The 25,476-nt window shown below is 72.4% G+C and carries 26 protein-coding genes; 10 read left to right on the top strand and 16 right to left on the bottom strand.

Features of this window, described 5'->3' with window-relative positions; translation table 11 throughout:
• Window positions 1–15 precede the first annotated feature (15 nt).
• Window positions 16–1,527: a hypothetical protein gene (locus tag ACE1OA_RS30585; protein ID WP_432753688.1), complete on the bottom strand. Its 1,512-nt coding sequence runs from the start codon at window positions 1,525–1,527 to the stop codon at window positions 16–18.
• Between the two features lie 223 nt (window positions 1,528–1,750).
• Complete coding sequence (locus tag ACE1OA_RS30580) at window positions 1,751–2,791, bottom strand: NUDIX hydrolase (protein WP_361311861.1); 1,041 nt, start codon at window positions 2,789–2,791, stop codon at window positions 1,751–1,753.
• A gap of 223 nt (window positions 2,792–3,014) precedes the next feature.
• Between ACE1OA_RS30580 and ACE1OA_RS30575 the strand changes: the two genes are divergently transcribed.
• Window positions 3,015–3,194: a hypothetical protein gene (locus ACE1OA_RS30575; RefSeq protein ID WP_356602214.1), complete on the top strand. Its 180-nt coding sequence runs from the start codon at window positions 3,015–3,017 to the stop codon at window positions 3,192–3,194.
• Between the two features lie 114 nt (window positions 3,195–3,308).
• Here the strand turns inward: ACE1OA_RS30575 and ACE1OA_RS30570 are convergent, their stop codons facing one another.
• Complete coding sequence (locus ACE1OA_RS30570) at window positions 3,309–4,274, bottom strand: ROK family protein (RefSeq protein WP_356602216.1); 966 nt, start codon at window positions 4,272–4,274, stop codon at window positions 3,309–3,311.
• A gap of 204 nt (window positions 4,275–4,478) precedes the next feature.
• Here ACE1OA_RS30570 and ACE1OA_RS30565 point away from each other — a divergent pair, with 204 nt between their 5' ends.
• Window positions 4,479–5,459, top strand: a complete 981-nt coding sequence (locus ACE1OA_RS30565; RefSeq protein ID WP_386543353.1) for a LacI family DNA-binding transcriptional regulator — start codon at window positions 4,479–4,481, stop codon at window positions 5,457–5,459.
• 132 nt (window positions 5,460–5,591) lie between these two features.
• Here the strand turns inward: ACE1OA_RS30565 and ACE1OA_RS30560 are convergent, their stop codons facing one another.
• From ACE1OA_RS30560 to ACE1OA_RS30535, 6 genes are all read right to left on the bottom strand, one after another.
• Window positions 5,592–6,371, bottom strand: a complete 780-nt coding sequence (locus ACE1OA_RS30560; RefSeq protein WP_432753687.1) for an NAD(P)-binding domain-containing protein — start codon at window positions 6,369–6,371, stop codon at window positions 5,592–5,594.
• Window positions 6,372–6,467: 96 nt separating this feature from the next.
• The gene (locus ACE1OA_RS30555; protein ID WP_432753686.1) at window positions 6,468–7,775 is read right to left on the bottom strand and encodes a DUF6986 family protein; all 1,308 of its coding nucleotides are present in this window, start codon (window positions 7,773–7,775) and stop codon (window positions 6,468–6,470) included.
• A 154-nt stretch (window positions 7,776–7,929) separates the two neighbouring features.
• Window positions 7,930–8,892: an electron transfer flavoprotein subunit alpha/FixB family protein gene (locus ACE1OA_RS30550; RefSeq protein WP_384868375.1), complete on the bottom strand. Its 963-nt coding sequence runs from the start codon at window positions 8,890–8,892 to the stop codon at window positions 7,930–7,932.
• Between the two features lie 56 nt (window positions 8,893–8,948).
• Window positions 8,949–9,734: an electron transfer flavoprotein subunit beta/FixA family protein gene (locus tag ACE1OA_RS30545; RefSeq protein ID WP_356602225.1), complete on the bottom strand. Its 786-nt coding sequence runs from the start codon at window positions 9,732–9,734 to the stop codon at window positions 8,949–8,951.
• A gap of 191 nt (window positions 9,735–9,925) precedes the next feature.
• Window positions 9,926–10,441 carry a flavin reductase family protein gene (locus ACE1OA_RS30540; protein WP_356602227.1) on the bottom strand — a complete coding sequence of 172 codons (516 nt, stop codon included), beginning with the start codon at window positions 10,439–10,441 and terminating at the stop codon, window positions 9,926–9,928.
• A gap of 197 nt (window positions 10,442–10,638) precedes the next feature.
• On the bottom strand, window positions 10,639–10,911 hold the full coding sequence (locus ACE1OA_RS30535; protein WP_356602614.1) for a TlpA family protein disulfide reductase: 273 nt from the start codon (window positions 10,909–10,911) through the stop codon (window positions 10,639–10,641).
• Between the two features lie 318 nt (window positions 10,912–11,229).
• Between ACE1OA_RS30535 and ACE1OA_RS30530 the strand changes: the two genes are divergently transcribed.
• Window positions 11,230–11,952, top strand: a complete 723-nt coding sequence (locus ACE1OA_RS30530; protein ID WP_356602229.1) for a lysophospholipid acyltransferase family protein — start codon at window positions 11,230–11,232, stop codon at window positions 11,950–11,952.
• A 21-nt stretch (window positions 11,953–11,973) separates the two neighbouring features.
• On the opposite strand, the gene ACE1OA_RS30525 is transcribed toward ACE1OA_RS30530, so the two are convergent.
• The 5 genes from ACE1OA_RS30525 to ACE1OA_RS30505 all read right to left on the bottom strand — a co-directional run bounded on the left by ACE1OA_RS30525 (window position 11,974) and on the right by ACE1OA_RS30505 (window position 16,634).
• A complete protein-coding gene (locus ACE1OA_RS30525) occupies window positions 11,974–12,666 on the bottom strand; it encodes a B3/B4 domain-containing protein (protein ID WP_432753685.1) in 693 nt (230 codons plus the stop codon).
• Between the two features lie 20 nt (window positions 12,667–12,686).
• A complete protein-coding gene (locus ACE1OA_RS30520; RefSeq protein ID WP_432753684.1) occupies window positions 12,687–13,286 on the bottom strand; it encodes a transglutaminase-like domain-containing protein in 600 nt (199 codons plus the stop codon).
• 80 nt (window positions 13,287–13,366) lie between these two features.
• A complete protein-coding gene (locus tag ACE1OA_RS30515) occupies window positions 13,367–14,464 on the bottom strand; it encodes a threonine aldolase family protein (protein WP_356602235.1) in 1,098 nt (365 codons plus the stop codon).
• Window positions 14,443–15,201, bottom strand: a complete 759-nt coding sequence (locus ACE1OA_RS30510) for an SDR family NAD(P)-dependent oxidoreductase (RefSeq protein WP_356602616.1) — start codon at window positions 15,199–15,201, stop codon at window positions 14,443–14,445. The genes ACE1OA_RS30515 and ACE1OA_RS30510 overlap by 22 nt, the downstream gene beginning before the upstream one ends.
• A gap of 26 nt (window positions 15,202–15,227) precedes the next feature.
• Window positions 15,228–16,634: a DUF6421 family protein gene (locus ACE1OA_RS30505; protein ID WP_356602237.1), complete on the bottom strand. Its 1,407-nt coding sequence runs from the start codon at window positions 16,632–16,634 to the stop codon at window positions 15,228–15,230.
• 328 nt (window positions 16,635–16,962) lie between these two features.
• Here ACE1OA_RS30505 and ACE1OA_RS30500 point away from each other — a divergent pair, with 328 nt between their 5' ends.
• Window positions 16,963–17,646 (top strand): glycerophosphodiester phosphodiesterase, encoded by a 684-nt coding sequence (locus ACE1OA_RS30500; protein ID WP_147975733.1) that lies wholly within the window; start codon window positions 16,963–16,965, stop codon window positions 17,644–17,646.
• Window positions 17,647–17,670: 24 nt separating this feature from the next.
• On the opposite strand, the gene ACE1OA_RS30495 is transcribed toward ACE1OA_RS30500, so the two are convergent.
• Window positions 17,671–18,222: a GNAT family N-acetyltransferase gene (locus ACE1OA_RS30495; protein WP_356602239.1), complete on the bottom strand. Its 552-nt coding sequence runs from the start codon at window positions 18,220–18,222 to the stop codon at window positions 17,671–17,673.
• Window positions 18,223–18,399: 177 nt separating this feature from the next.
• Between ACE1OA_RS30495 and ACE1OA_RS30490 the strand changes: the two genes are divergently transcribed.
• From ACE1OA_RS30490 to ACE1OA_RS30475, 4 genes are all read left to right on the top strand, one after another.
• A complete protein-coding gene (locus tag ACE1OA_RS30490; RefSeq protein ID WP_432753683.1) occupies window positions 18,400–18,969 on the top strand; it encodes a DUF5134 domain-containing protein in 570 nt (189 codons plus the stop codon).
• 165 nt (window positions 18,970–19,134) lie between these two features.
• A complete protein-coding gene (locus ACE1OA_RS30485) occupies window positions 19,135–20,082 on the top strand; it encodes a M56 family metallopeptidase (protein ID WP_356602241.1) in 948 nt (315 codons plus the stop codon).
• Between the two features lie 56 nt (window positions 20,083–20,138).
• Window positions 20,139–20,792 carry a phosphatase PAP2 family protein gene (locus ACE1OA_RS30480; RefSeq protein ID WP_356602243.1) on the top strand — a complete coding sequence of 218 codons (654 nt, stop codon included), beginning with the start codon at window positions 20,139–20,141 and terminating at the stop codon, window positions 20,790–20,792.
• Window positions 20,793–20,921: 129 nt separating this feature from the next.
• The gene (locus ACE1OA_RS30475) at window positions 20,922–21,602 is read left to right on the top strand and encodes a TetR/AcrR family transcriptional regulator (RefSeq protein WP_356602245.1); all 681 of its coding nucleotides are present in this window, start codon (window positions 20,922–20,924) and stop codon (window positions 21,600–21,602) included.
• On the opposite strand, the gene ACE1OA_RS30470 is transcribed toward ACE1OA_RS30475, so the two are convergent.
• On the bottom strand, window positions 21,578–23,098 hold the full coding sequence (locus ACE1OA_RS30470; RefSeq protein ID WP_432753682.1) for an LVIVD repeat-containing protein: 1,521 nt from the start codon (window positions 23,096–23,098) through the stop codon (window positions 21,578–21,580). The two genes, ACE1OA_RS30475 and ACE1OA_RS30470, sit on opposite strands and share 25 nt — an antisense overlap.
• A gap of 223 nt (window positions 23,099–23,321) precedes the next feature.
• Here ACE1OA_RS30470 and ACE1OA_RS30465 point away from each other — a divergent pair, with 223 nt between their 5' ends.
• Window positions 23,322–23,972: a DUF305 domain-containing protein gene (locus tag ACE1OA_RS30465; RefSeq protein ID WP_386543330.1), complete on the top strand. Its 651-nt coding sequence runs from the start codon at window positions 23,322–23,324 to the stop codon at window positions 23,970–23,972.
• Between the two features lie 125 nt (window positions 23,973–24,097).
• A complete protein-coding gene (locus ACE1OA_RS30460) occupies window positions 24,098–25,474 on the top strand; it encodes an FAD-dependent oxidoreductase (protein ID WP_432753681.1) in 1,377 nt (458 codons plus the stop codon).
• The last annotated feature ends 2 nt before the right edge of the window (window positions 25,475–25,476 follow it).

Raw genomic sequence — 25,476 nt, 5'->3', positions numbered from 1 at the left:
CCGCCGCCCTGCGGCTCAGGGCAGGAGGGCGACCATGGCGTCGGCGGGAAGAGAGGGGTTCGCGGCGGCGGCATCCCGGACCTGCCAGTCCTCGTCCGCCAGCAGATCGACGAGGACCCCGGCGGGAAGCTCAGGACGTGCGGCGGCGACGGGGCGGGCCTGAGGGTCCGACAGGCAGGCGAGAAGCGCGGGAAGCGACGCGTGCGGATGCCGGGCGATCTCGCGGAAGACCTTCCGTGCGGAGGCGGGCTGACGGGTCAGGCGTTCCAGGACGATCGCCGTCGCGTCGGGGTTCGTGGCGACCTTGGCGGCCACCCGGGGCCCGTGAAGGTCGATCATGGCGAGCAGTTGCGTCTCGGTGAGACCCGGGTGTGGGGCGATCGCCTTGAGGACCTTCGCGTCGCGGTCGCACGCGAGCGCGTCCCGGATCGGGTCGGGCAGGTCGCGGCGCATGGCGACGAGCATGCGCAGGGTCGGATCGGCAGCCGTCGCGAGGTCGGCGACCTCCTCGGGTGTGGCCGCGACGACGCGTGGGAGGAGCGGGGAGCCGAGCCTGGCCGACGCGGCGAGCCGGGCCAGGACGTCGAGGGGCAGAGCGGGGTGGTGCGCGAGGGACCGCTGGACGTCGTGGCCGGGATCCTCGGCGAGGCTCCGGACGAGGGCCTCGTCGATCGACGGGTTCTGGGCCAGTTCCGCGCGGACCGCCGGCACCGGATCACGGGCCAGTCGCGCGTAGACGTGCTGCGGCAGACCCTCGCGTGCGGCGACGAGTTCACGCAGCAGCGCCGACGGGTGGTCGGCGAACCTGGCCACGGCCCGAACCGGGGTGGCGGGGTTGCGCAGAGCCTGCCACTGGATGTCGTGTACCGCGGACTGATGTGTTCCGTCACATGCGTCCCCGGGCAGCAGCCCGCAGTCGCGCCGGGGGCAGTCCGGGGGGTGGACGAAGGGCACCTCCTCCTGGTCGCAGACCCGGCAGCTCTTCGCCGGAGTCAGCCCCTCGCCGGTCAGCAACGCCGCCAGCAGCTCGGGCGGCGCCGTCTCGTTGCCGGCGACCGCGCGGCGGACCTCTGTGTGCGGATGTCGCGCCAGTTCGGCGGCCAGGAGGGACGGGGCCTCGAAGGCGAGCGCGGCGACGACCCGCGCTTCCGTGTCGCCCGCGAGGCGGCGGACCACGTCCGGCGGGAGTCCGGGGCAGGCGGCCACCCTTTCCCGGCGCTCCGAGCACGGGTCCGCGGCGAAGACACGGGCCCACTGCGGCAGACCGGCCCCCGCGTCGAGCAGGGCGAGCGCGGCGAGCGGTCGCGTGGCGGGGTCGACGTCCTCCGTCCGCAGCATGCCCTCGTGGACGAGCTGGACGGCGGCCGGCTCGGATCGAGCGGCCAGCGCGCGGACCTGAGCGCGGTTCAGGTCCGCGCGCAGCGCCAGTTCGGAGGCGATCTCGTCGTCCGCCGTGTCGATCAGCCGGTCGACCAGGTGGGACGGCAGTGCGGGGTTCACGGCGAGGCCGGGCAGCGCGGGATTCACACCGCGTCATCCTGCTGTCTTCGCCTCGGGATGTCGCCGGAATATTCGACGTCGCCACGCTGCGCGCCCCGTCGTCTCCGCCGTGTGTCGGACGGGAAACGTCCCTCGTGTGCGGCGGCGGGGTAGGGCCTGTCGTCGACGTCCCGCCCGTGTGACCGGCCGATCGCCCCCGAGCGGGGCCCGGGGGCGGCCCGCCGGTCACCGCGCGGGAGCGGGGCCGTGGTCAGCCGACCGGGACACCCGCCTCCAGGTTGAGGACGGTGCCGCGCTCCCGGGCACGCAGGGCCCAGCGGAGCCGGCGGTAGCGGACCGGTGGCAGCAGGTCGGCCGCCTCCTCCTCGGTGACGAAGCGCCAGCCGCGCAGTTCGGCACCGGGCAGCAGGAGGCGTCCCGCCTCGGCGGCGGGGAGGCGGCCCCCGTCGAAGAGCAGGCGCAGGCCGCCGTATCCGGGCGGCTGGGGCCGTTCCCAGTCGACGAGCAACAGGCGGGGCACGGCGTCGAGTTCCAGCCCTATCTCCTCGGCGACCTCGCGCATGCCGGCGCGGGCGGGCGGCTCGCCGCGTTCGACGACTCCGCCGGGAAACTCCCAGCCCGGCTTGTAGGTCGGGTCGACGAGCAGGAAGCGGTCCTGCTCGTCGAAGAGCAGGACGCCGGCCGCCAGCGTCTCGCCGGTCGGCTCGGGGGTCTGGACGATCCCGCAGGGAGCCGCGGCACCCGCCCGGACGGCGTCGGCGACCACCCGGGCGGTCTCCTCGGGCGTGAGCGCGGAGTTGTCCACGACGTAGGCGTCCTCGCCCAGCCAGCCGTCCCGGGCGGCGCGGTAGGGCTCGATGCGGTCGTAGGACCACCGGCGCACCCCGTCGATCTCCTCGGGCGGTGAGCCGTCGGGCGTCCGCCGCAGGATCCGCTGGCGCAGGATCGTTTCATCCGGTGCGAGCAGGACATGCCGCACCTCGATGCGCCGGGCGGCGAGGCCGCCGAAGATCTCGTCGCGGTACTCCTGCCGGAGCAGGGTCATGGGGACGACGAGAACGCCGCCGAGCTCGGCGAGCAGCGCGGCGGCGGTGTCGACGACCAGACGGCGCCATATCGGCAGGTCCTGGAAGTCGCCGACCTCGGCGAGCCGCTTCTTCGGCAGGAGCGAACTCATCGCGCCGCCGGTGAGTTCGGGGTCGTACAGCGTGCTGTTCGGGATCAGATCGACCAGCTCGCGCGCGGTGCCGGACTTCCCCGCGCCGAACGCACCGTTGATCCAGACGATCACGATTCCCCCTCTTCGGTAGCCCACAGTGGCTTGCCCGCAACACCCTGCCACGGAAACCCCCCGGCTGAACCGGAGCGTTCCGGCCGGTGCGACGGGGGTAGACGGGCCCTGTGGCGGGCCGTCGGGCATGTGAGTCGCCTCACTGCGCGAACGTCCGTGCGGCCCGGTGCGTAACACTTCGGCACGGACCGTCGTTGGACCGGCGAGGCAAGGGGATGCGGAGATGAGCCGTACGGTATTGGAGAGGTTTCCCGCGGGAGGCCCGCGGGGCAGCTGGCCGGCGGAGGAGTTCGCCAGCGCCCGCCGGAGCGAGGGGCTCCCGGCGGAGGTCGTGATGGACCTGGAGTCCGACACGTTCCTGGTGGTCGTGCGGCAGCGGACGGCGGTCGCGGCGAGAGGGTGACGCGCCGGCGGACCGGCCGGACCCGGATCCGCGCCGGAGTTCCCTCACGGGGAGTCGGCACCGGGGACCTGCGCGGCGGCCGGGCCACGCCCGGCGCCGCCCGGGCGGCGCTCGTCAGCCCCAGACCCCGGCGCCCTCGCGATGCCGCGGCGACACCGCCGCGGCCGCGCCCAGGAGACCCGCGTCCGTGCCCGTCAGGGCCGGCGCGACCTCGAGCGCGCGGACGAACGAGAGCGTGGCGTAGTCGCGCAGACTGCGCCGCAGCGGGGCGAAGAGGACCTCGCCCGCGCCCGCCACCCCTCCGCCGATCACCGCGATGTCGATCTCGACGAGCGTCGCCGTCGCGGCGATCCCCGCCGCCAGCGCCTGCGCCGCCCGCTCGAAGGAGGCCACGGCCACCGGGTCACCGGCCCGCGCCGACGCGGCCACCGCGGCGGCCGAGGTGTCGCCGTCCGGCCCGGGCAGCCAGCCGTTCTCCACGGCGCGCCGGGCGATGTGGGGCCCGCTCGCGATCCGCTCCACACAGCCCCGCCCGCCGCACGGACACGGATCGCCGTCCAGATCCACGCTGATGTGCCCGATGTGGCCCGCGTTGCCGGTGGGGCCCGCGTGTACCCGGCCGCCGAGGACCAGTCCGCCACCCACGCCGGTCGACACCACCAGGCACAGGGCGTTGTCGTGGCCCCGGGCCGCTCCCAGCCAGTGTTCGGCCGCGGTCATCGCGACGCCGTCGCCGACCAGCGTGACGGGCCTGCCTCCGGCCGCCCGGCGCACCCGCTCGACCAGCGGAAACCCTCGCCAGCCCGGCACGTTGACCGGGCTGACGGTGCCCGCGGAGGCGTCGACCGGACCCGCGCTGCCGATGCCCACCGCACCCGCCGCGTCCCAGAGGCGCGAGCCCGCGAGCTCCGCGATCACGGCCTCGACCGCTCGCATCACCGTCTCGCCGTCCTCCCGCGCGGGCGTCGGCCGCTGCGCCCGGACTCGGATCGCACCGCCGCCGTCCACCAGGGCGCCGGCGATCTTGGTGCCGCCGATGTCCAGCGCGACGACGAGGTCGGCGGTGAGGTCGGTATGCATGGGCGCGGTGTCTCCATAAGGGCAGGCGAAGGCCGTTGATCGGTGTGACCTACAGTCTCTCGTCCTCTGACAACGTTGTCCAGGGCCTATGCTCGACAACATCACGACGGCGCCCGACGAGACCGTCCCGACGACACAGAGGATCTGCGCACCGTGGCCGACATCGCCCGCCGCTCCGAGCACCGTTACGGCAATCGGCCCACGATGAAGGATGTCGCCGCCCGGGCCGGCGTCGGGCTGAAGACCGTGTCCCGGGTCGTCAACGGCGAGCCGGGGGTCACCCCCGACACGGAGCGCCGTGTGCAGGAGGCGATCGACGCGCTCGGCTTCCGCCGCAACGACAGCGCCCGCGTCCTGCGCAAGGGCCGGACCGCCTCGGTCGGGCTAGTCCTGGAGGATCTCGCCGACCCGTTCTACGGGCCCCTCAGCCGCGCCGTCGAGGAGGTCGCCCGCGCCCACGGGGCCCTGCTCATCAACGGCTCCAGCGCGGAGGACCCGGACCGCGAGCAGGAGTTGGCGCTGGCCCTGTGCGCCCGCCGGGTCGACGGACTGATCGTCATCCCCGCCGGCAGCGACCACCGCTATCTGGAGCCGGAGATGAAGGCGGGCGTCGCGACCGTGTTCGTGGACCGCCCGGCCGGCGGGATCGACGCCGACGCCGTCCTCTCGGACAGCTTCGGGGGTTCGCGGGACGGAGTGGCCCATCTGATCGCCCACGGCCACCGCCGGATCGGCTTCGTCGGCGACCAGCCCCGCATCCACACCGCGACGGAGCGGCTGCGGGGCTACCGGTCCGCGATGGAGGAGGCGGGGCTCGAGGTCGACGAGTCCTGGGTCTCCCTCGGCCCGACGGACCCGGAGCGGGTCCGCGCGGCGGTGACGGCGATGCTCTCGGGACCGGAGCCGGTCACGGCGCTCTTCGCGGGGAACAACCGGGTCACGGTCACCGCGGTGCGGACGCTGGCCGGGCGCGAACACCCGGTGGCCCTGGTGGGGTTCGACGACATCGAACTGGCCGACCTGCTCGGCATCACCGTGATCGCCCAGGACGCCGCCGCGCTGGGCCGTACGGCCGCGGAACGGCTCTTCCGCCGCCTGGACGGCGTGGAGGAGGCGCCGGCCCAGGTGGTGCTGCGGACGACGCTGATCGCGCGCGGCTCGGGCGAGGTCCCGCCGCCGGCGTGACCCGCGACGGGACGAGGCCGGGCCCGGCGTGACCGCCCGGCCGCACCGGCCCGGCTCCGACGGCGCCCCACGACCGGCCGCACGACACGCGCGCCCGTCCGGGACCCCGATCGCACCGGACGCCTGCCCGGGTCACCTCAGGTCGTCGAGGAGGCCGTCGAGGACCCTGTGGAGGGCCTCCGCGTTGGCCGGGCCGAACCAGGTGGTGCGGACGCGTTCGTTGCTTCCGTTCGGGGTCTCGTGGTCGGCGGCGAGGCGGTCCAGGGAGCGGGTCTCGTCGCCCAGGGTGCGGCCGACGCCCTGGAAGAGTCCGCGGACGTAGCGGTCGGCGTCGTCGGGGTCGATGCCCTGAGCGGCAGCCCAGGACGTGAGCGTGGCGAGATACGAGTAGTGGGTGGTCAGCGTCCCCGTCAGGGCGGAGAAGACGTCGAAGGCCGCCTCGTCCGCGACCGGCAGCACCCCGCCCAGGTACCCGAAGAGGGAGTCCACCGCCGGGTGCGACGGGCACATCACCGTGACGGAGCGGCGTTCCCGCACGGCGGGCAGGGGAATGGCCCGGACCAGCGGGGCGTCGGTGGCGAGTGTCCGGCGCAGGTCGTCGTTGCCGACGCCGGCCATCACGTTGACCACGATCTTGTCGTCGTCCACCCGCAGGCCGGCGAGCGCGCCGTGGCGGTCCTGGCGCCGTACGGCGATGATCACCAGCTCGGAGCGGTCCACCACCTCCTGGTTGTCGGCGCAGACCCGTACGTTCTCGTGGCGTGCGGACAGCTCGGCCGCGGCGCGGGCTCCCCGAGGGGAGAGGAACACCTCCGGCGACGGGTCGCCCCCGTCGTACAGACCCGCCACGAGGGCCCGGGCGATCTCGCCCACGCCGATGATGCCGATGCGCTTCTTCTCCCCCGATGACACCGCTGCCCCGCTCCCCTGTCGCGCTGGCGTGTGACGCACGTGAACGCGTCAAGGGTACGGGGCAGTTGGGGCGATCCGGGGTCAAATCCCCGCGCGTTACTGAGCCGTGGCCGTGAGGTCTCCGCGGCGCGGGGCGGCGAAGCGGTCCAGGTCGGCGCGGGTCAGGCCGGTGAGGGCGTCGACCTCCGTGGTGTCGAGGGCTCCGCAGTCGATGCCGCGCAGCAGGTAGGAGCCGAGCGCCTTGGCGGTGGCGGGCTCGTCCATCACGTCGCCGGCGGCGTGGTTCGCGTAGGCGGACAGGCGCTTGGCGGCGGCCTCGAAGCCCTCGCGGTAGAAGGCGAAGACGGCGGCGTAGCGGGTGGGGATGTGGCCGGGGTGCATGTCCCAGCCCTGGTAGTAGGCGCGGGCGAGGGCACGGCGGGTGAGGCCGTAGTGGAGGCGCCACGCCTCGTGCACGTGGGCGGTGGAGCCGACCGGCAGCACGTTGGTGGACCCGTCGGAGACCCGTACGCCGGTGCCGGCGGCGGCGACCTGCATGATCGCCTTGGCGTGGTCGGCGGCGGGGTGGTCGCTGGCCTGGTAGGCGGCGGAGACGCCGAGGCAGGCGCTGTAGTCGAAGGTGCCGTAGTGCAGTCCGGTCGCACGGCCCTCGGCGGCGCCGATCATGCGGGCGACGGCGGCGGTGCCGTCGGCGGCGAGGATGGACTGGCTGGTCTCGATCTGGATCTCGAAGCCGAGGCGGCCGGCGTCCAGGCCGTGGGCCTTCTCGAACGCCTCCAGGAGCCGTACGAAGGCGGTGACCTGCTCCGGGTAGGTCACTTTGGGGAGGGTGAGGACGAGGCCGTCGGGCAGGCCGCCGTTCTCCATCAGGCCGGTGAGGAAGATGTCGGTGGTGCGGATGCCGCGGTCGCGGACGGCGGCCTCCATGCACTTCATGCGGATGCCCATGTAGGGGGCCGCGGTGCCGTCGCGGTAGGCCTCCGCGATCAGGCGGGCGGCGCGGGCGGCGTCGCGGTCCTCGGCGTCCGCGTCCTTCCCGCCGTAGCCGTCCTCGAAGTCGACCCGGAGGTCCTCGATCGGCTCGCGCTCCAGCTTGGCCCGCACCCGGGCGTGGACGTCGACGGCGAGGTCGTCGGAGAGGCCGAGGACGGCGGCGAAGGACTCCGCGTCCGGGGCGTGCTCGTCGAGGGCCGCGAGGGCCTGGTCGCCCCAGGAGCGGAGGGTGCCGGCGTCGAAGACGTCGCCGGGCACGTAGACGGTGTGGACGGGCTGGCGGGTGCCGGGGTCTCCCGGGTAGCGGCGGTCCAGTTCGGCGTCCACGGACGCGAGCGAGGCGCTGATGCCCTCGCTGACCGCTCCGGCGAGACTCGTGGCGACCTTCTCCTGCCGACCCTGCTGACCCATCCCCAGCTCCTCCTGATTTCCGCTTCACGGAATCAACAATCCGTATAGCGAAGTTATAAGTCCGGCGGGACCTGCGTCAATGGTTGTCCGAAACGGCCGGGGGCCGCACGGTGAGAGTTCACCATGCGGCCCCCGGGCCCGACAGATCCGCAGGTCAGCCCTTGCGGGTCTCGACCTCTTCGGTCAGCTGCGGGACGACGTCGAAGAGGTCGCCGACCACGCCGTAGTCGACGAGGTCGAAGATCGGAGCCTCGGCGTCCTTGTTGATGGCCACGATGGTCTTCGAGGTCTGCATACCCGCGCGGTGCTGGATCGCACCGGAGATGCCGGACGCGATGTACAGCTGCGGCGAGACCGACTTGCCGGTCTGGCCGACCTGGTTGGAGTGCGGGTACCAGCCGGCGTCGACGGCGGCGCGGGAGGCGCCGACGGCGGCACCGAGGGAGTCGGCGAGCGCCTCGATGACCGAGAAGTTCTCGGCACCGTTGACGCCACGGCCGCCGGAGACCACGATCGCGGCCTCGGTCAGCTCCGGACGGCCGGTCGACTCGCGCGGGGTGCGGGCGGTGACCTTGGTGCCGGTGGCCTGCGCCGAGAAGGTGACGGCGAGGGCCTCGACGGCGCCGGCGGCCGGGGCGGCCTCGACCGGGGCCGAGTTCGGCTTGACCGTGATGACCGGCGTGCCCTTGGAGACGCGGGACTTGGTGGTGAAGGAGGCGGCGAACGCGGACTGCGTCGCGACCGGGCCCTCGTCACCGGCCTCCAGGTCCACGGCGTCCGTGATGATGCCGGAGCCGATGCGGACCGCGAGGCGGGCCGCGACCTCCTTGCCCTCGGCGGAGGACGGGACGAGCACGGCGGCCGGGGAGACCTGCTCGTACGCGGCCTGGAGCGCGTCCACCTTCGGCACCACGAGGTACTCGGCGAACTCGGGGGCGTCGGCGGTCAGGACCTTCACCGCGCCGTGCTCGGCGAGCGCCGGGGCGGTGGCCTCGGCGCCGGCGCCCAGCGCGACGGCGACGGGCTCGCCGAGGCGGCGGGCGAGGGTCAGCAGCTCCAGGGTGGGCTTGCGGACGGCTCCGTCGACGTGGTCGACGTAGACGAGAATCTCAGCCATGGGGATTCAATCTCCTGCGAACGAAAAGGGGGCGGACTGAACGGCTCGCGCGAGCCCTAGATGAACTTCTGGCTCGCGAGGAACTCGGCCAGCTGCTTGCCGCCCTCGCCCTCGTCCTTGACGATCGTGCCGGCCGTGCGGGCCGGACGCTCCGCCGCCGAGTCGACCGCGGTCCAGGCGCCCTCGAGGCCCACTTCCTCGGCCTCGATGCCGAGGTCGGAGAGCTCCAGGGACTCCACCGGCTTCTTCTTGGCGGCCATGATGCCCTTGAAGGACGGGTAGCGCGCCTCGCCCGACTGGTCCGTCACGGACACGACCGCGGGAAGCGTGGCCTCCAGCTGCTCGGACGCGGTGTCGCCGTCGCGGCGGCCCTTCACGACGCCGTCCGCGATGGAGACCTCGGAGAGCAGCGTGACCTGCGGGACGCCCAGACGCTCGGCGAGGATCGCCGGCAGGACGCCCATCGTGCCGTCGGTGGAGGCCATACCGGCGATGACGACGTCGTAGCCGGTCTTCTCGATGGCCTTGGCGAGAACGAGCGAGGTGCCCATGACGTCGGTGCCGTGCAGATCGTCGTCCTCGACGTGGACGGCCTTGTCGGCACCCATGGAGAGCGCCTTGCGCAGAGCGTCCTTGGCGTCCTCGGGGCCGACCGTGAGAACGGTGACCTCGGCATCGTCGGCCTCTTCGGCGATCTGGAGCGCCTGCTCGACCGCGTACTCGTCCAGCTCCGACAGCAGGCCGTCGACGTCGTCGCGGTCGACGGTCAGGTCATCGGCGAAGTGCCGGTCGCCGGTGGCGTCGGGCACGTACTTCACACAGACAACGATCCTCAAGCTCACGCCGGCTCTCCTACTGCATCGGTCATTACTGGGCTGCCTTGTTGCTCGCAGCATAGGCGCCTGAAGGGCGGGTTTCCGGTCGGGGCGTGCGTAGCCCCCGACCGAAATATTACTCGTCAGTACACCCAGTCCGTTACCAGTAAGCAAGCGCTCAGACGTGTGACCTTGCCAACGCCCGAGGGTCGGAACTCTCAGTCGCGCAGGGCGTTGAAGCGGCCCTGGTGGTAGATCAGCGGCCGGCCGGTCCCGTCGGGGTCGCCGGCGACGGCCTGGGCGATGACGATCCGGTGGTCCCCGGCGGGTACGCGTGCGACCACCCGGCACACGAGCCAGGCCAGCACGCCGTCGAGGACGGGGACGCCCTCGGGTCCCACACTCCAGCGCGTCGGGTCGCCGAAGCGGTCGGCGCCGCTCCGGGCGAAGGTGGCGGCCAGCTCCCGCTGGTGCTCGCCGAGTATGTGGACGCCGATGTGCTCGGCCTCGGCCACCACGGGCCAGCTGGAGGAGGAGGTGCCCACGCCGAAGGAGATCAGCGGCGGCTCCGCGGCGACGGAGTTGAGGGAGGTCGCGGTGAAGCCGACGGGGCGGTCACCATAAGCAGTGACGACCGCGACACCGGCGGCGTGCTGGCGGAAGACGGAGCGGAGGAGGTCGGGAGAGGCCTGCCGAGGGGCGCCTATGGTGCGGAGCTCGGGCGAAACCGTCATGGAATTGTCCTTCTGCGAGGGCGTCGTGAGAGGGGTCCGTGGGTTCTCAGACACCCGGACAGCGCGCGCTCGCGTTGCGGGCCAGGTCCACGTGGGCCCGGCCGTAGAGAAGGAGTTCTTGGGGCACCCCGCCAGACTGACGATCGTTGCCGGGTGCAGTCAAGTGCGTACCGCGATGTGGGAGATGTGTCACCGCGTCAGACGGCCCGGCCCAGCGCGGCGATGACGTCCGCCTTGCGGGGCTGCCCGGCGGCCCGGCGGACGATCCGGCCGGTCCGGTCGAGGACGAGCACCGTGGGGGTCCGCTCGATGCCGAGCGCGCGGACCAGGTCCAGCCGCTCCTCGGCGTCGATCTCCACGTGGCCGACCCCCTCGATCATCCCCGCCACCTCCGACAGGGTGCGGCGGGTGGCCCGGCAGGGCTGGCAGAACGCGGTGGAGAACTGCACCAGGGTCGCCCGCTCCCCCAGCTCCGCACCGAGCCGGTCGGCGCCGAGCGTGCCCGCGTCCCGTCCGCCGGCACCCCGCCCGGGGGTGCCGGAACCCTCGCCCGATTCGTTCACGTGTCCGCCTCCCTGCCGTTCCCGCTCTCCACATGCAGCGTCCCACGGCACCGCTCGATTCCCAGCACGTGTGCGCAGGGTGACGAGAATCTCCCCGTCCGAAGGCGTCAGGACTGGTCAGCACGGCCCACATGGGGCACGATCTGCCCAAAGCCAAAAACCTACGGCTGCGTAACTTCCGCCGGGAGAACCATCCCCAGGCACTGAAGAAGGGGTTCCTCTCCGATGGCAGAACTCGTCTATCGGCCGGTCATCGGCGCCGCTCTGGCCATGTTCAAGGCGCTCGACCTGAAGATCGACACTCAGGGTTCGGAGAACATCCCGCGCTCGGGTGGGGCGGTACTCGTCAGCAACCACATCAGCTACCTGGACTTCATCTTCACGGGTCTGGCCGCGCTGCCGCAGAAGCGCCTCGTGCGCTTCATGGCCAAGGACGCGGTGTTCCGGCACAAGGTGTCGGGCCCGCTCATGCGCGGCATGAAGCACATCCCGGTCGACCGCACCCAGGGCGAGCACGCCTACCAGCACGCGCTCGAGTCCCTGCGGTCGGGCGAGGTCATCGGCGTCTTCCCCGAGGCCACGATCTCCCAGTCGTTCACGCTGAAGAGCTTCAAGTCGGGTGCGGCACGGCTTGCCCAGGAGGCCGGGGTCCCGCTGATCCCGATGGCGCTGTGGGGCACGCAGCGGATCTGGACGAAGGGCCGCCCGCGGAACTTCAAGCGCCAGCACATCCCGGTCACCATCCGGGTCGGCGAGCCGATCGAGGCGCCGTCCGACCAGTACGCGGGCGCCATCACCCGGCGGCTGCGCGAGCGCGTCCAGGAGCTCCTGGAGGCGGCGCAGCGCGCCTACCCCGTGCGCCCCAAGGACGCCGGCGACACCTGGTGGGTCCCGGCGCACCTCGGGGGCACGGCTCCGACGCCGGCGCAGGTCAAGGAAGCGGGCTGACCGGCCCGGTCCGCTGAAACGTCACTCCGGGGCGCCGACGGTGATCCGCGCCCCGGGGCTCAGCCGTTCCAGCGATGCGGCGAGTTCGGCGCCCGCGGCCACGAGCTCCGCGGGGGTCATCGGCTCCAGCGCCTCCAGCAGGAAGAGCGCGTTCACGGTGGAGTCGTCGATCCGGGTGCGGGGCCCCTGGCGCCAGTTCCAGCGGCGGCAGGTGACGCCGGCCTCGTCGCACCAGACGACCTCGCCGGTCTCCGGGTGCTCGACGGTCTCCACCCCGCCGGCCGTCGTCGCGAACGGTTCGTCCCCGGTGGCCACGACGAGCCGCATGGCGCCCTGGATACGGTCCAGGTCCTCGCCCCCGACGGGGATCAGGTGCGCGACGCTGACCGCGTTGTACGCGTCGACGAGACGGTTGATCCGCGGCAGTCCGCCGTCCGCGAGGGCGCGGCGGGCCAGCGCCTCCGCGGAGTTGCGGGTACGGGAGGGCTTCGCGCCGAAGGCCGTGTAGGCGGCGCGCCAGGCGGCGACGTGCGGGTCGCGGTCCGGGGAACGGCCGTCGAGACGCTCGGCCAGGCGGCGGCCCGCCTCGTCCAGCAGGGCCGAACTCACCTCGTCGCTCGGCCCGTTGACCAGTCCGCGCGCCTCCACGGCGAGATGGGTGAAGCCGGGGACGAGGCTGCGTACCTCGTCGGACACGGTGAGCGTGAGGGTCATGGTCCGCCGTTCGGTTCCGGTCAGAGCTCCGTGGGGAGCGTGCGTGCGAGGTGGGACCGGTCGGACGCGGCGCGCAGGGCGCTGAGGACGACCGGATGCGGTTCAGCATAGAGCACCGGGTAGTCCACTTCATTGCACTCCGGCCGTACAGCCCAGGCCAGTCGCTCCCCGTCGGGCGAGAAGTGCGCGTCGACGCCGGGCTTGTTGCCCCGGACGTCCTGGCGCACCCATCGCGCGGTCCCCGGCAGCCGGACCGCGGCCAGACCGTGGACGACCGGGTTCGAGCCGTCGTCGTCGGCGAGCCGCTGGTAGCAGAGGGCGGCCGGGATGCCGCGGGCCCGCAGGAGCGCCACGTACGCGATCGACTTGGCGTAGCAGACCCCGGTGCGGGCCTCGATCACGTCGGAGGCGCGCCAGGTCACGCGCGGGTCGCCGGAGTCCATCGAATGGGGAATGGTGTCACGTACGAACTCATACGCGGCCTTCGCGTATGAGTATGCATCGGCATGCCGGGATGACAGCTCGTCCGCGACGGCGCGCACGCGCGGATGCCGATGGTCCACGGCCTCGCACTCCGTCAGGTACGCGGCGATGTCGGGTTCTTGTTGGATCATCTCCATGGGGCGGGAGCATAGGAAAGCGCCCGGACGGGAGTCAATGACTTTCCGTCCGAGCGCATATCCATGCGATCTGATGGGCGCTATCGCGCCATTTCTTCCTTCAGGGCCTGCAGGAACGCGTCCACGTCGTCCTCCGTGGTGTCGAACGAGCACATCCAGCGCACGTCACCGGCCGCCTCGTCCCAGAAGTAGAAGCGGAAGCGCTTCTGCAGCCGGGTGCTGACCTCGTGGGGCAGCCGGGCGAAGACCGCGTTGGCCTGCACGGGGTAGAGGATCTCGACGCCGTCGACGCCGCGGACGCCGGCCGCGAGGCGCTGCGCCATGGCGTTGGAGTGCCGGGCGTTGCGCAGCCACAGGTCCTTGGCCAGCAGTGCCTCCAGCTGCACGGAGACGAACCGCATCTTCGAGGCGAGCTGCATGGACAGCTTGCGCAGGTGCTTCATGTGGCTGACGGTGTCCGGGTTGAGCACCACGATGGCCTCGCCGAAGAGCATGCCGTTCTTCGTGCCGCCGTACGAGATGACGTCCACGCCCACCGCGTTCGTGAAGGCGCGCATCGGCACGTCGAGCGAGGCGGCGGCGTTGGCTATCCGGGCACCGTCGAGGTGCACCTTCATGCCCTTGCCGTGCGCGTGCTCGACGATCGCCCGGATCTCGTCCACGGTGTAGACCGTGCCGAGTTCGGTGTTCTGGGTGATCGAGACGACCTGCGGCATCGCCCGGTGCTCGTCCTCCCAGCCCCACGCCTGCCGGTCGATCAGCTCGGGAGTGAGCTTGCCGTCCGGAGTCGGCACCGTGAGCAGCTTGAGGCCGCCCATCCGCTCGGGCGCGCCGCCCTCGTCCACGTTGATGTGCGCGGACTCGGCGCAGATCACCGCGCCCCAGCGATCGGTCAGGGCCTGCAGCGCGGTCACGTTGGCACCCGTCCCGTTGAAGACCGGGAAGGCTTCGGCGTGCGGGCCGAAGTGGCTGTGCATGATCCGCTGGAGGTGCTCGGTGTAGTCGTCCTCGCCGTACGCGATCTGGTGACCGTCGTTGGCGAGGGCGAGGGCGGCGAGCACCTCGGGGTGGACGCCGGCGTAGTTGTCGCTGGCGAAGCCCCGGACCGACGGGTCGTGGTGACGACGCGCGTCGGTCCTGGTGGGGAACGCCGGGGTCACGGCTTGGGGGTCAGCCACAGACGCTGTCCATTCACTTCCTGTGCGGGCCGGTCCCAGACACCGGCGATGGCGTCGGCCAGATCCTTGACGTCGGTGAAGCCCGCGAACTTCGCATTGGGGCGTTCGGCGCGCATGGCGTCGTGCACCAGTGCCTTGATCACCAGGATCGCAGCCGCCGCCGACGGGCCTTCCTCGCCCCCCGCCTTGCGGAACTCGTCGCCCATCGCGAGGGTCCACGCCTCGGCCGCCGCCTTGGCCGCCGCGTAGGCGGCGTTCCCGGCGGTGGGCTTGGAGGCGCCCGCGGCGCTGACCAGCAGGTAGCGGCCGCGTTCGCTGCGCTGCAGCGCGTCCTGGAAGGCGAGCGAGGTGGTCTGGACCGTGCGGATGAGCAGCTTCTCCAGGAAGGCCCAGTCCGCGAGGTCGGTCTCCGCGAAGGAGGCGCTGCCGCGCCAGCCGCCCACCAGGTGGACCAGCCCGTCGATCCGGCCGAACTCCTTCTCGGTCTTGTCCGCCCACTCGCGGGCGGCGCCCAGGTCGAAGAGGTCGACCGTGTCACCGATGACGGTCGCACCGCCGTGGGCGTAGCGGGCGGCGTCGACCGCCTCGGCGAGGCGCGCGGGATCCGCGTCCGAGGCGACGACGGTCGCCCCGGCTTCGGCGAGACGCAGAAGCGTCGCCCGGCCGGCCGCGCCGGCCGCTCCCGCGACCGCGATGACGGCTCCGTCCAGCGGTCCGCCGTTCCCGTTGCCGTTCATGGTCGTCGCCTCCTCCGTGACAGCGTTCACGCGGCAGCCTGCCCGTCCCGGGACGCGTCGGCGGCGGTGATGCCCTTGGTGGAGGCGATCACGCCCTTCAGCTTCTTGGACAGGGCCTCATAGAACATGCTGAGCGGAAACTCGTCCGGAAGCACGTCGTCGACGAGCTTGCGGGGCGGAAGCGACAGGTCCAGGGCGTCGGGGCCCTTGGCCCAGCGGGAGCCCGGGTGCGGAGCGAGGTAGGTGGAGACCAGGTCGTACGCGGCCAGCCAGTGGACCAGCTTGGGACGGTCGATGCCGTCGCGGTACAGCTTCTCGATCTCGGCGCAGAGCTGGTTGGTGACCTCGGGGGCCCGCTGCCAGTCGATCTTGAGCTTGTTGTCCGTCCAGCGCACCACGTCGTGCTTGTGGAGGTACGCGAAGAGGAGCTGGCCGCCCACACCGTCGTAGTTGCGGTTGCGGTCGCCGGAGACCGGGAAGCGGAACATCCGGTCGAAGAGGACGGCGTACTGCACGTCACGGCCGTGGGTGTTGCCCTCGGCCTCCAGCTTCACGGCCTCCTTGAAGGCGGTGAGGTCGCAGCGCAGCTCCTCCAGGCCGTACATCCAGAACGGCTGGCGCTGCTTGATCATGAACGGGTCGAACGGGAGGTCGCCGTGGCTGTGGGTGCGGTCGTGGACCATGTCCCACAGGACGAACGCCTTCTCGCACCGCTCCTGGTCCTGGACCATGGCGGCGATGTCCTCGGGCAGCTCGATGCCCAGGATGTCGACGGCGGCCTCGGTGACCTTGCGGAAGCGGGCGGCCTCGCGGTCGCAGAAGATGCCGCCCCAGCTGAAGCGCTCGGGGGCCTCGCGCACCGCGATGGTCTCGGGGAAGAGGACGGCGGAGTGCGTGTCGTACCCCGCGGTGAAGTCCTCGAAGGTGATGCCGCAGAACAGCGGGTTGTCGTAGCGGGTGCGCTCCAGCTCCGAGAGCCACTCGGGCCACACCATGCGCAGGACGACGGCCTCGAAGTTGCGGTCCGGGTTGCCGTTCTGCGTGTACATCGGGAAGAGCACCAGGTGCTGGAGCCCGTCCTCACGGCCGGCGGCCGGCTGGAAGGCCAGCAGCGAGTCGAGGAAGTCCGGCACGCCGAAGCCCTCCTCGACCCACTTGCGCAGGTCGGCGACGAGCGCGAGGTGGTAGGCGGCGTCGTGCGGGAGCAGCGGGGACAGCTGCTCGACCGCGTGCGCGACACGGCTGACGGTGACGGTGACGACCTCACGGGTCGGCGCGCCCTCGGCCTCGAAGTCGATGGAGCCGTCGGCGTTCTGCCAGGGACGGATCTCCTCCACGGCACCCTTGAGCTCGGCCCAGGCAGGGTGCTCGATCACCGGGGTGGCGGTGGATATCCCCCCACTGGTCACGTCCTGCACAAGAATTTCCGTCATGCCTCTTCCTCCACAGGAGAACCTCGCGTTAAGACACCGTAACCGTGTGAGGTTCTCCCCCACAAGAGGAGATGGGAGAAATTATCCTGCGCGACCCCCCTGATCGCCGCTGTTTTTCCTGTCTGGAAGCGTCGAGGCAAGCGCATCCGCCGCGCGGAACAAGGCGTCGGCCGCCTCGTCGAGGCATCCGGACACGGCCAGGAACCGGGGGAGGCCGACACCCGCACGTGCGCTGACCTCTCGATGCCCAGCCGTTAGGCTGCGCCCCGAGCCGCACCGGGTGCCCGGAGGGGCCCCCGGGCCCGACATCGACGGAAGCGAGAAGGTCTTGACTTTCCTCACCATCGGTCATCGCGGAGTCATGGGCGTCGAGCCCGAGAACACCCTGCGCTCGTTCGTGCGGGCGGAGCGGGCCGGGATGGACGCCATCGAGCTGGATCTCCACCTGAGCAAGGACGGCGCCCTCGTCGTCATGCACGACGCGGACGTCGACCGCACCACCGACGGCAGCGGCCCGATCTCCGCGCAGACGCTCGCCGAGCTGCGCGAGCTGGACGCGGGCGACGGGGAGCGCGTCCCCGTCTTCGAGGAGGTCCTGGACGCGGTGCGGGCCCCGCTCCAGGCCGAGATCAAGGACGTGGCGGCGGCCCAGGCGCTCGCCGGCGTGCTGAACCGGCGCGACCTGGCCGAGCGGGTGGAGGTGCTGTCCTTCCACGACGAGGCGATCGCCGAGACCGCCCGACTCGTGCCCGGTGTCCGCACGGCCCTGGTCGCGGACCGCTGGGGCGACGACGTCGTGGACCGGGCCCTCGCCGTCGGTGCCGGCGCCCTCGTCCTCAACATCCGGCACCTGACGCTGGCGACCGTCGAACGGGCCCACGCGGAGCGGCTGCGGGTGATCGGCTGGGTGGTGAACACCCAGGAGCACCTGCGGCTCGCGCGGGCCCTGGAGCTGGACGGCGCGACGACCGACTATCCGGAGATCCGCCGCACCGGCCGCTTCACGGCCTGACCCGCCCCCGGCCGGCGGCGACCCTCAGACCAGTTCCTTCACCAGCAGCTCGAACTGCAGGTCGTCGCGCTGCGGGACGCCGAAGCGCTCGTCGCCGTACGGGAACGGGGTCATCCGTCCCGTGCGGCGGTAGCCGCGCCGCTCGTACCAGGCGATGAGCTCCTCGCGCACCGAGATCACCGTCATGTGCATCTCGCGCACGCCCCAGATCTCGCGGACCCGCCGCTCCGCCTCGGTGATGATCAGGCGGCCCAGGCCGGCGCCCTGGAGCGCCGGGCTGACCGCGAACATGCCGAAGTAGGCGGCGTCGCCGCGGTGTTCCAGCTGGCAGCAGGCGATGACCCGGCCGTCCTTCTCGACCACCAGGAGGCGGCTGCCCTCGGTGGTGATGACGGCCCGGACGCCCTCCGCGTCGGTCCGCTGGCCCTGGAGGATGTCCGCCTCGGTCGTCCAGCCGGCCCGGCTGGAGTCGCCGCGGTAGGCCGACTCGACGAGCGGCACCAGGACCGGGACGTCGTCCTCGACCGCGTCGCGATAGGTGATCCGGCCGGTGTCCTGGGGCGCGGCGGTGTCCATGGTGTTCGGTCTCCCCTCGGAGCGCTGATCGATCGGTGAAGGCGATCGCCCCGAGCCTAACGTGGGCGCGCACTCCCCTTCGTACGCCCCTGCGCGCCTCTGCGCTCGCGTGTGCCCCGGTGTGGCTGGGCATGCACTCGGGGGGCCGAGCGGCGCCGTCGGACGGGGAGGTGTGCGGTGCACGGAGCGGCGTGGGCTGCGTGGCCGGCATGGGCGATGGTCGCGCTGTGCGCGGCGAGCGCGGTGTACTGCCTGCTGCGTCGGCGCGGGTGCGCGGGCGAGGAGCGCAAGGCCGCGGGCGGCGAGGCGTTGATGGGCTTCGGGATGGCCGCGATGGCGCTGCCGGCGGCGGTGCTCACGCCGCCGGTGTGGAGCTGGGCGGTGTACGCGGTGGTGTTCGGCGTCGCGTCGCTGCGCGCGCTGGCGGGCGCGCGGAGCGGCGGCCACCATCTCCACCACCTGGTGGGGTCCGCGGCGATGGTCTACATGGCCGTGGCGATGGCCACGGCCCCGGGCGGGGGCGCGCACGGGGGGCACGGCGCGGCGGGCACCGGTGGGATACCCCTGCTCACGGGAGCGCTGCTCGCGTACTACTCGGTGTACGTCCTGCGGGCGGGGGCGCGTCTGGTCCCGGTGGCGGCGCCGGCGGGCTCCGCTCCCGCACTCCTGGCGGAGCGCCCGGAGTTCACGCTGGTCTGCCGGCTGTCGATGGCGCTCGCGATGCTGGCGATGCTCGTGACGCTGTGAGCACCGGCATCGGGCTGCTCCCCCGGCCCGCGCGGGCCGGGAGGCCGCCCGCCGTCCTCCGCCTCACAGCGGGCCCGGCGCGACGCGCCGGGCGAAACCGTGGCGTACGTCACTTGGCGCGCGCGGGCATACCCCCGGGTAGCACGGCCCTCATAGTCTGACGCCATGGTGGTCTCCCTCGCGTTGCTCGCGCTCGGCGTCCTCACCGCCGTCGTCGCCCCTCGGCTGCTGTCGCGGTCCGACTGGGCGGAACGCGAGCCGGTGGTGGCGCTCTGGGTGTGGCAGTGCGTGGTGGCCGGGGTGCTGCTGAGCTTCGCGCTGTCGATGACGTTCAGCGCGGCGGCGGCCTGGCAGGCGGTGCGGGGTCGTGTCTTCGCACCCGCACCGCGCGGAGTGCTGGAGGCGTACGAACTGGGCGCCGGCCGGCCCTGGTCGGCCGTGCTCGCGGTGGCCCTCGCCTGTGGCGGCCTCTGGAGCGGCGCGATGCTGGGCCGGGAGATCGGCCGGGCGCGGGCCCGGCGCCGGCAGCGCCGCGGGGAACTCCTGCGCCGTTCCCCGCTGTTGCCGGGCGAGGAACGGGAGAACGGCTCCGGCAAGGAGCGGCTCGTGGTCCTGGAGGGCGAGCGGTCGGACGCGTGGCTGCTTCCCGGTCCGGCCCCGCAGCTGGTCGTCACGACGGCCGCGCTGCGCCGCCTCAAGGGGCGCCAGTTGGACGCCGTGCTCGCGCACGAGCAGGGACACGCCCGGGCGCGGCACGACTGGCTGCGGCACTGTTCCGGGGCGCTGGCGACGGGCTTTCCGGGGATTCCGGTCTTCGCGGCCTTCCGGGACGAGATGCACCGGCTGGTGGAGCTGGCGGCCGACGACGTCGCCTCGCGCCGCTTCGGGCGGCTGACGATCGCGCTGGCTCTGGTCGAACTCAACGAGGACCGCGGGGTGTTCGGACCGGGCACGGCTCCGGACGCGGACCTGCCGAGGCGGGTGGACCGGCTGCTCAGGGCCGCGCCGCGCTTCACGGCGGGGCGGCGCCTGCGGCTGACCGCCGCGGCGGCGCTGGTGCCGGTGGTGCCGGTGCTGGTGGCGTTCGTTCCGGCGCTGCGGACGCTCGGTTAGCCGCCTTCGCGGAGCCGGTCGCTCCGTTCGGTGCGCGGGTCGGGGAGGATCACCCCATGCGCTCCTCCGCGGTGGTGTCCGGTGCCCTGGCCGTGTTGCTGCTCGTCCTGGTGGCCGTGGGCTGGCCCCCGCTCCTCTCGCTCGACCGGTGGGTCGTCGACGCGCTGCATCGCAGCGCGGTGGCCGAACCCGGTTTCACGCGCGCCAACCGGATCCTGACCGACTGGGTCTGGGATCCGTGGACGATGCGCGCGCTCATCGCGGTGGCCGTGGTGGTGCTGTGGTGGCGAGGGGAGCGCCGACCGGCGCTCTGGCTGGCGGTGACGACCGTGCTGGCGGCGGCGCTGCAGCAGGGCCTGAAATCGGCGGTCGGCCGGGCCCGGCCCAGCTGGCCCGACCCGGTCGATTCGGCGCAGTACGCGGCGTTCCCCTCGGGGCACGCGATGACGGCGGTGGTGAGCTGCGGGCTGCTGCTGTGGGTGCTCGCGCTGCACTGGCGGGAGACGTGGCGGGGCTGGAGCGTCCTCGCGGTGGCGGCGGTGGTGTCGGTGCTGGGCGTGGGGTGGACCCGGGTGTACCTGGGGGTGCACTGGCCGTCGGACGTGGTCGCCGGCTGGCTCCTCGGCTGGACGTGCGTCGCCGTCGCGATCCTCACGTACCGCCGGGCGGCCCCCGCGGACGGGCGGAGGACAATGGGAGAAGGCTCGTGACGCCGCCTGTCCTGGACGATCCCCCGCGTCGCCCAGAACAGACGGCAGCCCCGCCGACCGGCCTCGAGGGCGCGACAGCAGGATGCGCTGAGTATATTGGCCGCGAGCCAGTCAACGCAGGAGTCCAGCATGTCCCCGCGTAGCGCATCGGTCAATGAAGAGCTTCGGCGCCGTTCGCGCGAGCGGCTGCTGCAGGCCACCGTCGAGCTGGTCTCCGAGCGGGGGTACGAGGCGACGACGCTCGGCGACATCGCCGAGCGGGCCGGTTCGGCCCGCGGGCTGATCTCGTACTACTTCCCGGGCAAGCGTCAGCTGCTGCAGTCCGCCGTGCACCGGCTGATGCACCTGACGCTGGAGGAGGCGCTGGAGCGCGAGCCGCGGACGGACGACGGCCGGGAGCGCCTGGCGCGGGCGATCGACGCGGTGCTGGGCCTGGCGGTGGACCGGCCGGTGCTGATGCGGACGCACATGGCGCTGATCCTGCAGGCGGAGGGGTTCGTGCGCTGCCCGGAGCAGCAGCGGCTCGCCGCGCTGCTCCGGGACACGATGGTGCGGTACGGCTCCGCCGACCCGGACACCGACTACCCCCTGCTGCGGGCCTTGCTGATGGGTGCCGTGGTGGCGGTCCTGCTGCCGGGGGCTCCGATGCCGGTGACCCGGCTGCGCGCGGAGCTGTTCCAGCGGTACGGCCTCGACTGGGAGTGCGGTACCCCGCCGGACGGAGGTCCGCCCGACGGCGTGCCGCTCACACCGGTGGCCCTGGTGGGCCGGCCACCCGCGTCGGATCAGCGGTCGAAGTCGTCGAAGTAGTCCGGCTGGGTCTGGACGTTGAGGCCGTCCATCCGGATCCGCTTCGCGGGGTCGGTACGACGGTCGGAGATCTTCAGGACGTCGAAGCCCTTCGCGATGTCGTTGGAGTAGATGTGGCCGTTGTAGTAGTACGCCGACCACGCGCCGCCGGTGCTCATGGTGGTGGCGGACAGCGGGCCGCGCTCGAAGTAGGCGATCTCCTTGGGCTTGGCCGAGTCGGTGAAGTCCCAGACGGAGACGCCGCCCTGGTACCAGGCCTGGACCATCAGGTCCTTGCCCTTGACCGGGATCAGCGAGCCGTTGTGGGCGACGCAGTTCTCGGTGTCGGCCTGGTGGCGCGGGATCTTGAAGTAGCTGCGGAAGACGAGCTTGCGCTTCTTGCCCTTGCCGACGATGTCGTAGATGCCGTCCGCGCCGCGGTTCGGGCCCACGACCGCGTTGCAGGTGGCCGCGCCGCCGCCGCCGAGCTCGTCGGTGAAGACGACCTTGTCGGCCCTCTGGTTGAAGGTGGCCGAGTGCCAGAAGGCGAAGTTGACGTTGTCCTGGACCTGGTCGATCACCTTCGGGTTCTCGGGGTCCGCGATGTCGAAGAGGATACCGTCACCCATGCAGGCGCCGGCCGCGAGGTCCTTGCCCGGCAGCACGGTGATGTCGTGGCAGCCGGTGGTCTTGGAGACGCCCGGGTTGGTCGGGCCGCCGGGGTTTCCGCCGCCGTCCGGGCCCTCGCCCGGGAAGAGGACGGGGAAGTTGACGATCGCGGCCTTCTCGGGCGCCTTGCGGGGCACCTTGATGACCGAGATGCCGTCGTGCGGGGGCTGGCAGTCGGGGAAGGCGACGTTCGGCGAGTACGAGGAGACGTAGACGTAGACGTCCTTGCGCTTCGGCACCAGCGTGTGGGTGTGCGAGCCGCAGGACGTCTCGACGGCGGCGACGTACCTGGGGTTGGTGATGTCGCTGATGTCGAAGATCTTCATGCCCTCCCAGGAGGACTTCTCCGTGGCCGGCTGGGTGGTGCTGGCACAGGAGTTGTCGCTGCGGGAGGAGTCGGTGGAGAGGAAGACGAGGTTGCCGGAGACCGAGATGTCGTTCTGGGATCCGGGGCACAGCACCTGGGCGACGGTCCTGGGAGCCCTCGGGTTGCTGATGTCGAAGATCCGGAAGCCGTCGTAGTTGCCCGCGAAGGCGTACTTGCCCTGGAAGGCCAGGTCGGAGTTCGTCCCCGAGAGCGCGTCCTTGGGGATGTTGACGAGGTGTTCGATGTTCTTGCTGTGGACGATCTCGTCCACACCGGGTATCTCGCCGCTCTGGATGGCGGACCGCGCCTCGGCGGCCTGCTGCGCCGAGACGGAGCCCGGCGCGGAGGAGTCACCCGGGTCGGGTGTGGCGGTTGCGGGGCCGGCTGCGAGCAGGCTGACCAGCAGTCCGGCTGCGGCGGTGGCCACACCCAGACCTCTGATCCGTGCGCGCGGGGTACGCGTGATACGCAACGAAGTCACTCCGTCCTCCCTTGTGTCCGTTCGTAGTTGAACGGTTGATGGACCCCGGCAGTATCTTCCTTTGCATGCACATCTCAACAGATGGCAACACAGACGTAATCAAGGTTTCCGATCAACGACCCACGGAAGGGTGCTAGGAACGGTCCCTGTCCTCGCGTCCACCCACCCCCGCCGTCGTGCCGGGTCTCGTCCCCCGGTCCCCGGAACCACCTTGGAGGTCGTCGTGTTGAACCGCCGTATCCGTGGAGCAGTCGCCGTGGCGCTCGGCGCGGCCGCCGTATTGGCCCTGGCCGCCTGCGAGTCGGGATCCGATCCGGACGCGTCGCGGGGGACGGGCGCCTCGGGCCCCGCGGTGGTGGCTCCCGGCAAGCCGGGTGAACCGGCCCGGCGGATATCTCCGGAGGAGGCGGCGCGGCTGCGGCCGGACGACAAGCCGAACGCGGCGGACTTCACCTATGTGCAGATGATGATCGCGCACCACCGGCAGGCGCTGACGATGACCGCGCTCGCCCCGGAGCGGGCCGGATCGGAGCAGGTCAGGAAGGTGGCGGAGCGCATCTCCGCGGCGCAGCGGCCGGAGATCGGCGCGATGGAAGGTTGGCTGAAAAACAACGGTGGCCCGCGCGACCAGGGCGCGCACGACCACCACGCCATGCCGGGGATGGCGACCGAGGCGCAGCTGGCGGAGCTGCGGAAGGCCGAGGGAGCCGCTTTCGACCGACTCTTCCTGCGGTTGATGATCACGCACCACGAGGGGGCGGTGTCGATGGCGGCGGAGGTGCTCGGCTCCGGGAACAACGTGCTGGTGGAGGAGATGGCGAACGACGTCATCGCACAGCAGAGCTCGGAGATCAACCGGATGCGGTCGATGTAGGCCCCGGGCGGCCGAGGAGCGCGGACACCCGAAAGGACCGTGTCGCGCTCCTCCCCCCGGAAGGGCTGCGGTGCGATGCTGGAAGCCTCTCGGCGGGACTCCCCGCGGCGGGAAGGAGTACGGCCGTGCTTCGTGTCGCTGTCGTCGGTTCCGGGCCCAGTGGGGTCTACACCGCCCAGGCGCTGGTCCAGCAGTCGGCGGTGCCCGACGTGCGGGTGGACGTGCTCGACCGGCTGCCGTGCCCGTACGGACTGGTGCGCTACGGGGTCGCGCCCGACCACGAGAAGATCAAGTCCCTCCAGCAGAACCTGCGCGCGGTCCTGGAGGACGAGCGGATCCGCTTCCTCGGGAACGTCGAGGTCGGGGCGCACGGACTGACACCCGCCCGGCTGCTGGAGCTGTACCACGCGGTCGTGTACTGCGTCGGCGCGGCGCGCGACCGGCGGCTCGGGGTGCCGGGCGAGGACCTGGCCGGCAGCCACTCGGCCACCGAGTTCGTCTCCTGGTACAGCGCGCACCCCGACGCCGCCGCCGACGGGTTCGGACTCGACGCCCGGTCGGCGGTGGTGATCGGGGTCGGGAACGTGGCGGTGGACGTCGCCCGGATCCTGGCCCGCGCCTCGGACGAGCTGCGGGCGACGGACGTGCCCCAGGCGGCCCTCGCCGCCCTGGAGGAGAGCCGGGTCCGCACGGTCCACATGGTGGGCCGGCGCGGGCCGGGCCAGGCCAGGTTCACCACGAAGGAGCTGCGGGAGCTGGGTGGTCTCGCCGGTACGCGGGTGCGGGTGGAGCCGGCCGACCTGGCGCTGGACGCGTCGCTCGCGGACCCGTCGGGACTGCCGGCCGTGAACCGGCGGAATCTGGAGGTCGTCCGGGGCTGGGCGGACACGTCGACTCCGACCGACGGCCCGGACGGGCGCTCCGTCACGCTGCGGTTCTTCCTCCGCCCGGTGGAACTCCTCGGCGCGGACGGCCGGGTCACCGGGGTGCGGTTCGAGCGGACGGAGCCCGACGGCGACGGCGGCGTGCGGGGCACGGGCCGGTACGAGGAGATCGAGGCCCAGCTGGTCCTGCGGGCCGTCGGCTACCAGGGGGTCGCCCTGCCGGGGCTGCCCTTCGACGAGGCCCGGGGCACGGTCCCGCACGCGGCGGGCCGCGTCCTGCGGGACGGCGAGCCGTCCGCCGGCGAGTACGTGGCGGGCTGGATCAAGCGCGGCCCCACCGGTGTGATCGGCACGAACCGGCCCTGCGCCAAGGAGACCGTCGCCTCGCTCCTGGCCGACGCGGAGCGGCTCGCCGCCCGGCCGGTGGGTGCCGAGCCGTTGGGCGCGCTGCGCGGGCTGGGGCACGAGCCGGTCGCCTGGCCGGGCTGGCTCGCCATCGAACGCGCCGAGTCGGAGCTCGGCCGCTCCCTGGGGCGCGGGCGGGTGAAGATCCCGGACTGGGCGGGCCTGCGGGCGGCGGCGCGGGCCGGCGGCGGGGCGGCGACACCACCGGGGTGAAC

This window comes from Streptomyces sp. JL2001, from assembly GCF_050917515.1.
Lineage (GTDB): Bacteria > Actinomycetota > Actinomycetes > Streptomycetales > Streptomycetaceae > Streptomyces.
This window is presented reverse-complemented; position numbering and strand designations above follow the sequence as displayed.

What these genes read in the sequence shown, in the direction of transcription:
- ACE1OA_RS30575 (WP_356602214.1), top strand. Translation starts at nt 3,015, where the DNA reads ATGAGCCGTACGGTATTGGAGAGGTTTCCCGCGGGAGGCCCGCGGGGC.
- ACE1OA_RS30570 (WP_356602216.1), bottom strand. Translation starts at nt 4,274, where the DNA reads ATGCATACCGACCTCACCGCCGACCTCGTCGTCGCGCTGGACATCGGC.
- ACE1OA_RS30565 (WP_386543353.1), top strand. Translation starts at nt 4,479, where the DNA reads ATGAAGGATGTCGCCGCCCGGGCCGGCGTCGGGCTGAAGACCGTGTCC.
- ACE1OA_RS30555 (WP_432753686.1), bottom strand. Translation starts at nt 7,775, where the DNA reads ATGGGTCAGCAGGGTCGGCAGGAGAAGGTCGCCACGAGTCTCGCCGGA.
- ACE1OA_RS30550 (WP_384868375.1), bottom strand. Translation starts at nt 8,892, where the DNA reads ATGGCTGAGATTCTCGTCTACGTCGACCACGTCGACGGAGCCGTCCGC.
- ACE1OA_RS30540 (WP_356602227.1), bottom strand. Translation starts at nt 10,441, where the DNA reads ATGACGGTTTCGCCCGAGCTCCGCACCATAGGCGCCCCTCGGCAGGCC.
- ACE1OA_RS30530 (WP_356602229.1), top strand. Translation starts at nt 11,230, where the DNA reads ATGGCAGAACTCGTCTATCGGCCGGTCATCGGCGCCGCTCTGGCCATG.
- ACE1OA_RS30525 (WP_432753685.1), bottom strand. Translation starts at nt 12,666, where the DNA reads ATGACCCTCACGCTCACCGTGTCCGACGAGGTACGCAGCCTCGTCCCC.
- ACE1OA_RS30520 (WP_432753684.1), bottom strand. Translation starts at nt 13,286, where the DNA reads ATGGAGATGATCCAACAAGAACCCGACATCGCCGCGTACCTGACGGAG.
- ACE1OA_RS30510 (WP_356602616.1), bottom strand. Translation starts at nt 15,201, where the DNA reads ATGAACGGCAACGGGAACGGCGGACCGCTGGACGGAGCCGTCATCGCG.
- ACE1OA_RS30505 (WP_356602237.1), bottom strand. Translation starts at nt 16,634, where the DNA reads ATGACGGAAATTCTTGTGCAGGACGTGACCAGTGGGGGGATATCCACC.
- ACE1OA_RS30495 (WP_356602239.1), bottom strand. Translation starts at nt 18,222, where the DNA reads ATGGACACCGCCGCGCCCCAGGACACCGGCCGGATCACCTATCGCGAC.
- ACE1OA_RS30485 (WP_356602241.1), top strand. Translation starts at nt 19,135, where the DNA reads ATGGTGGTCTCCCTCGCGTTGCTCGCGCTCGGCGTCCTCACCGCCGTC.
- ACE1OA_RS30480 (WP_356602243.1), top strand. Translation starts at nt 20,139, where the DNA reads ATGCGCTCCTCCGCGGTGGTGTCCGGTGCCCTGGCCGTGTTGCTGCTC.
- ACE1OA_RS30475 (WP_356602245.1), top strand. Translation starts at nt 20,922, where the DNA reads ATGTCCCCGCGTAGCGCATCGGTCAATGAAGAGCTTCGGCGCCGTTCG.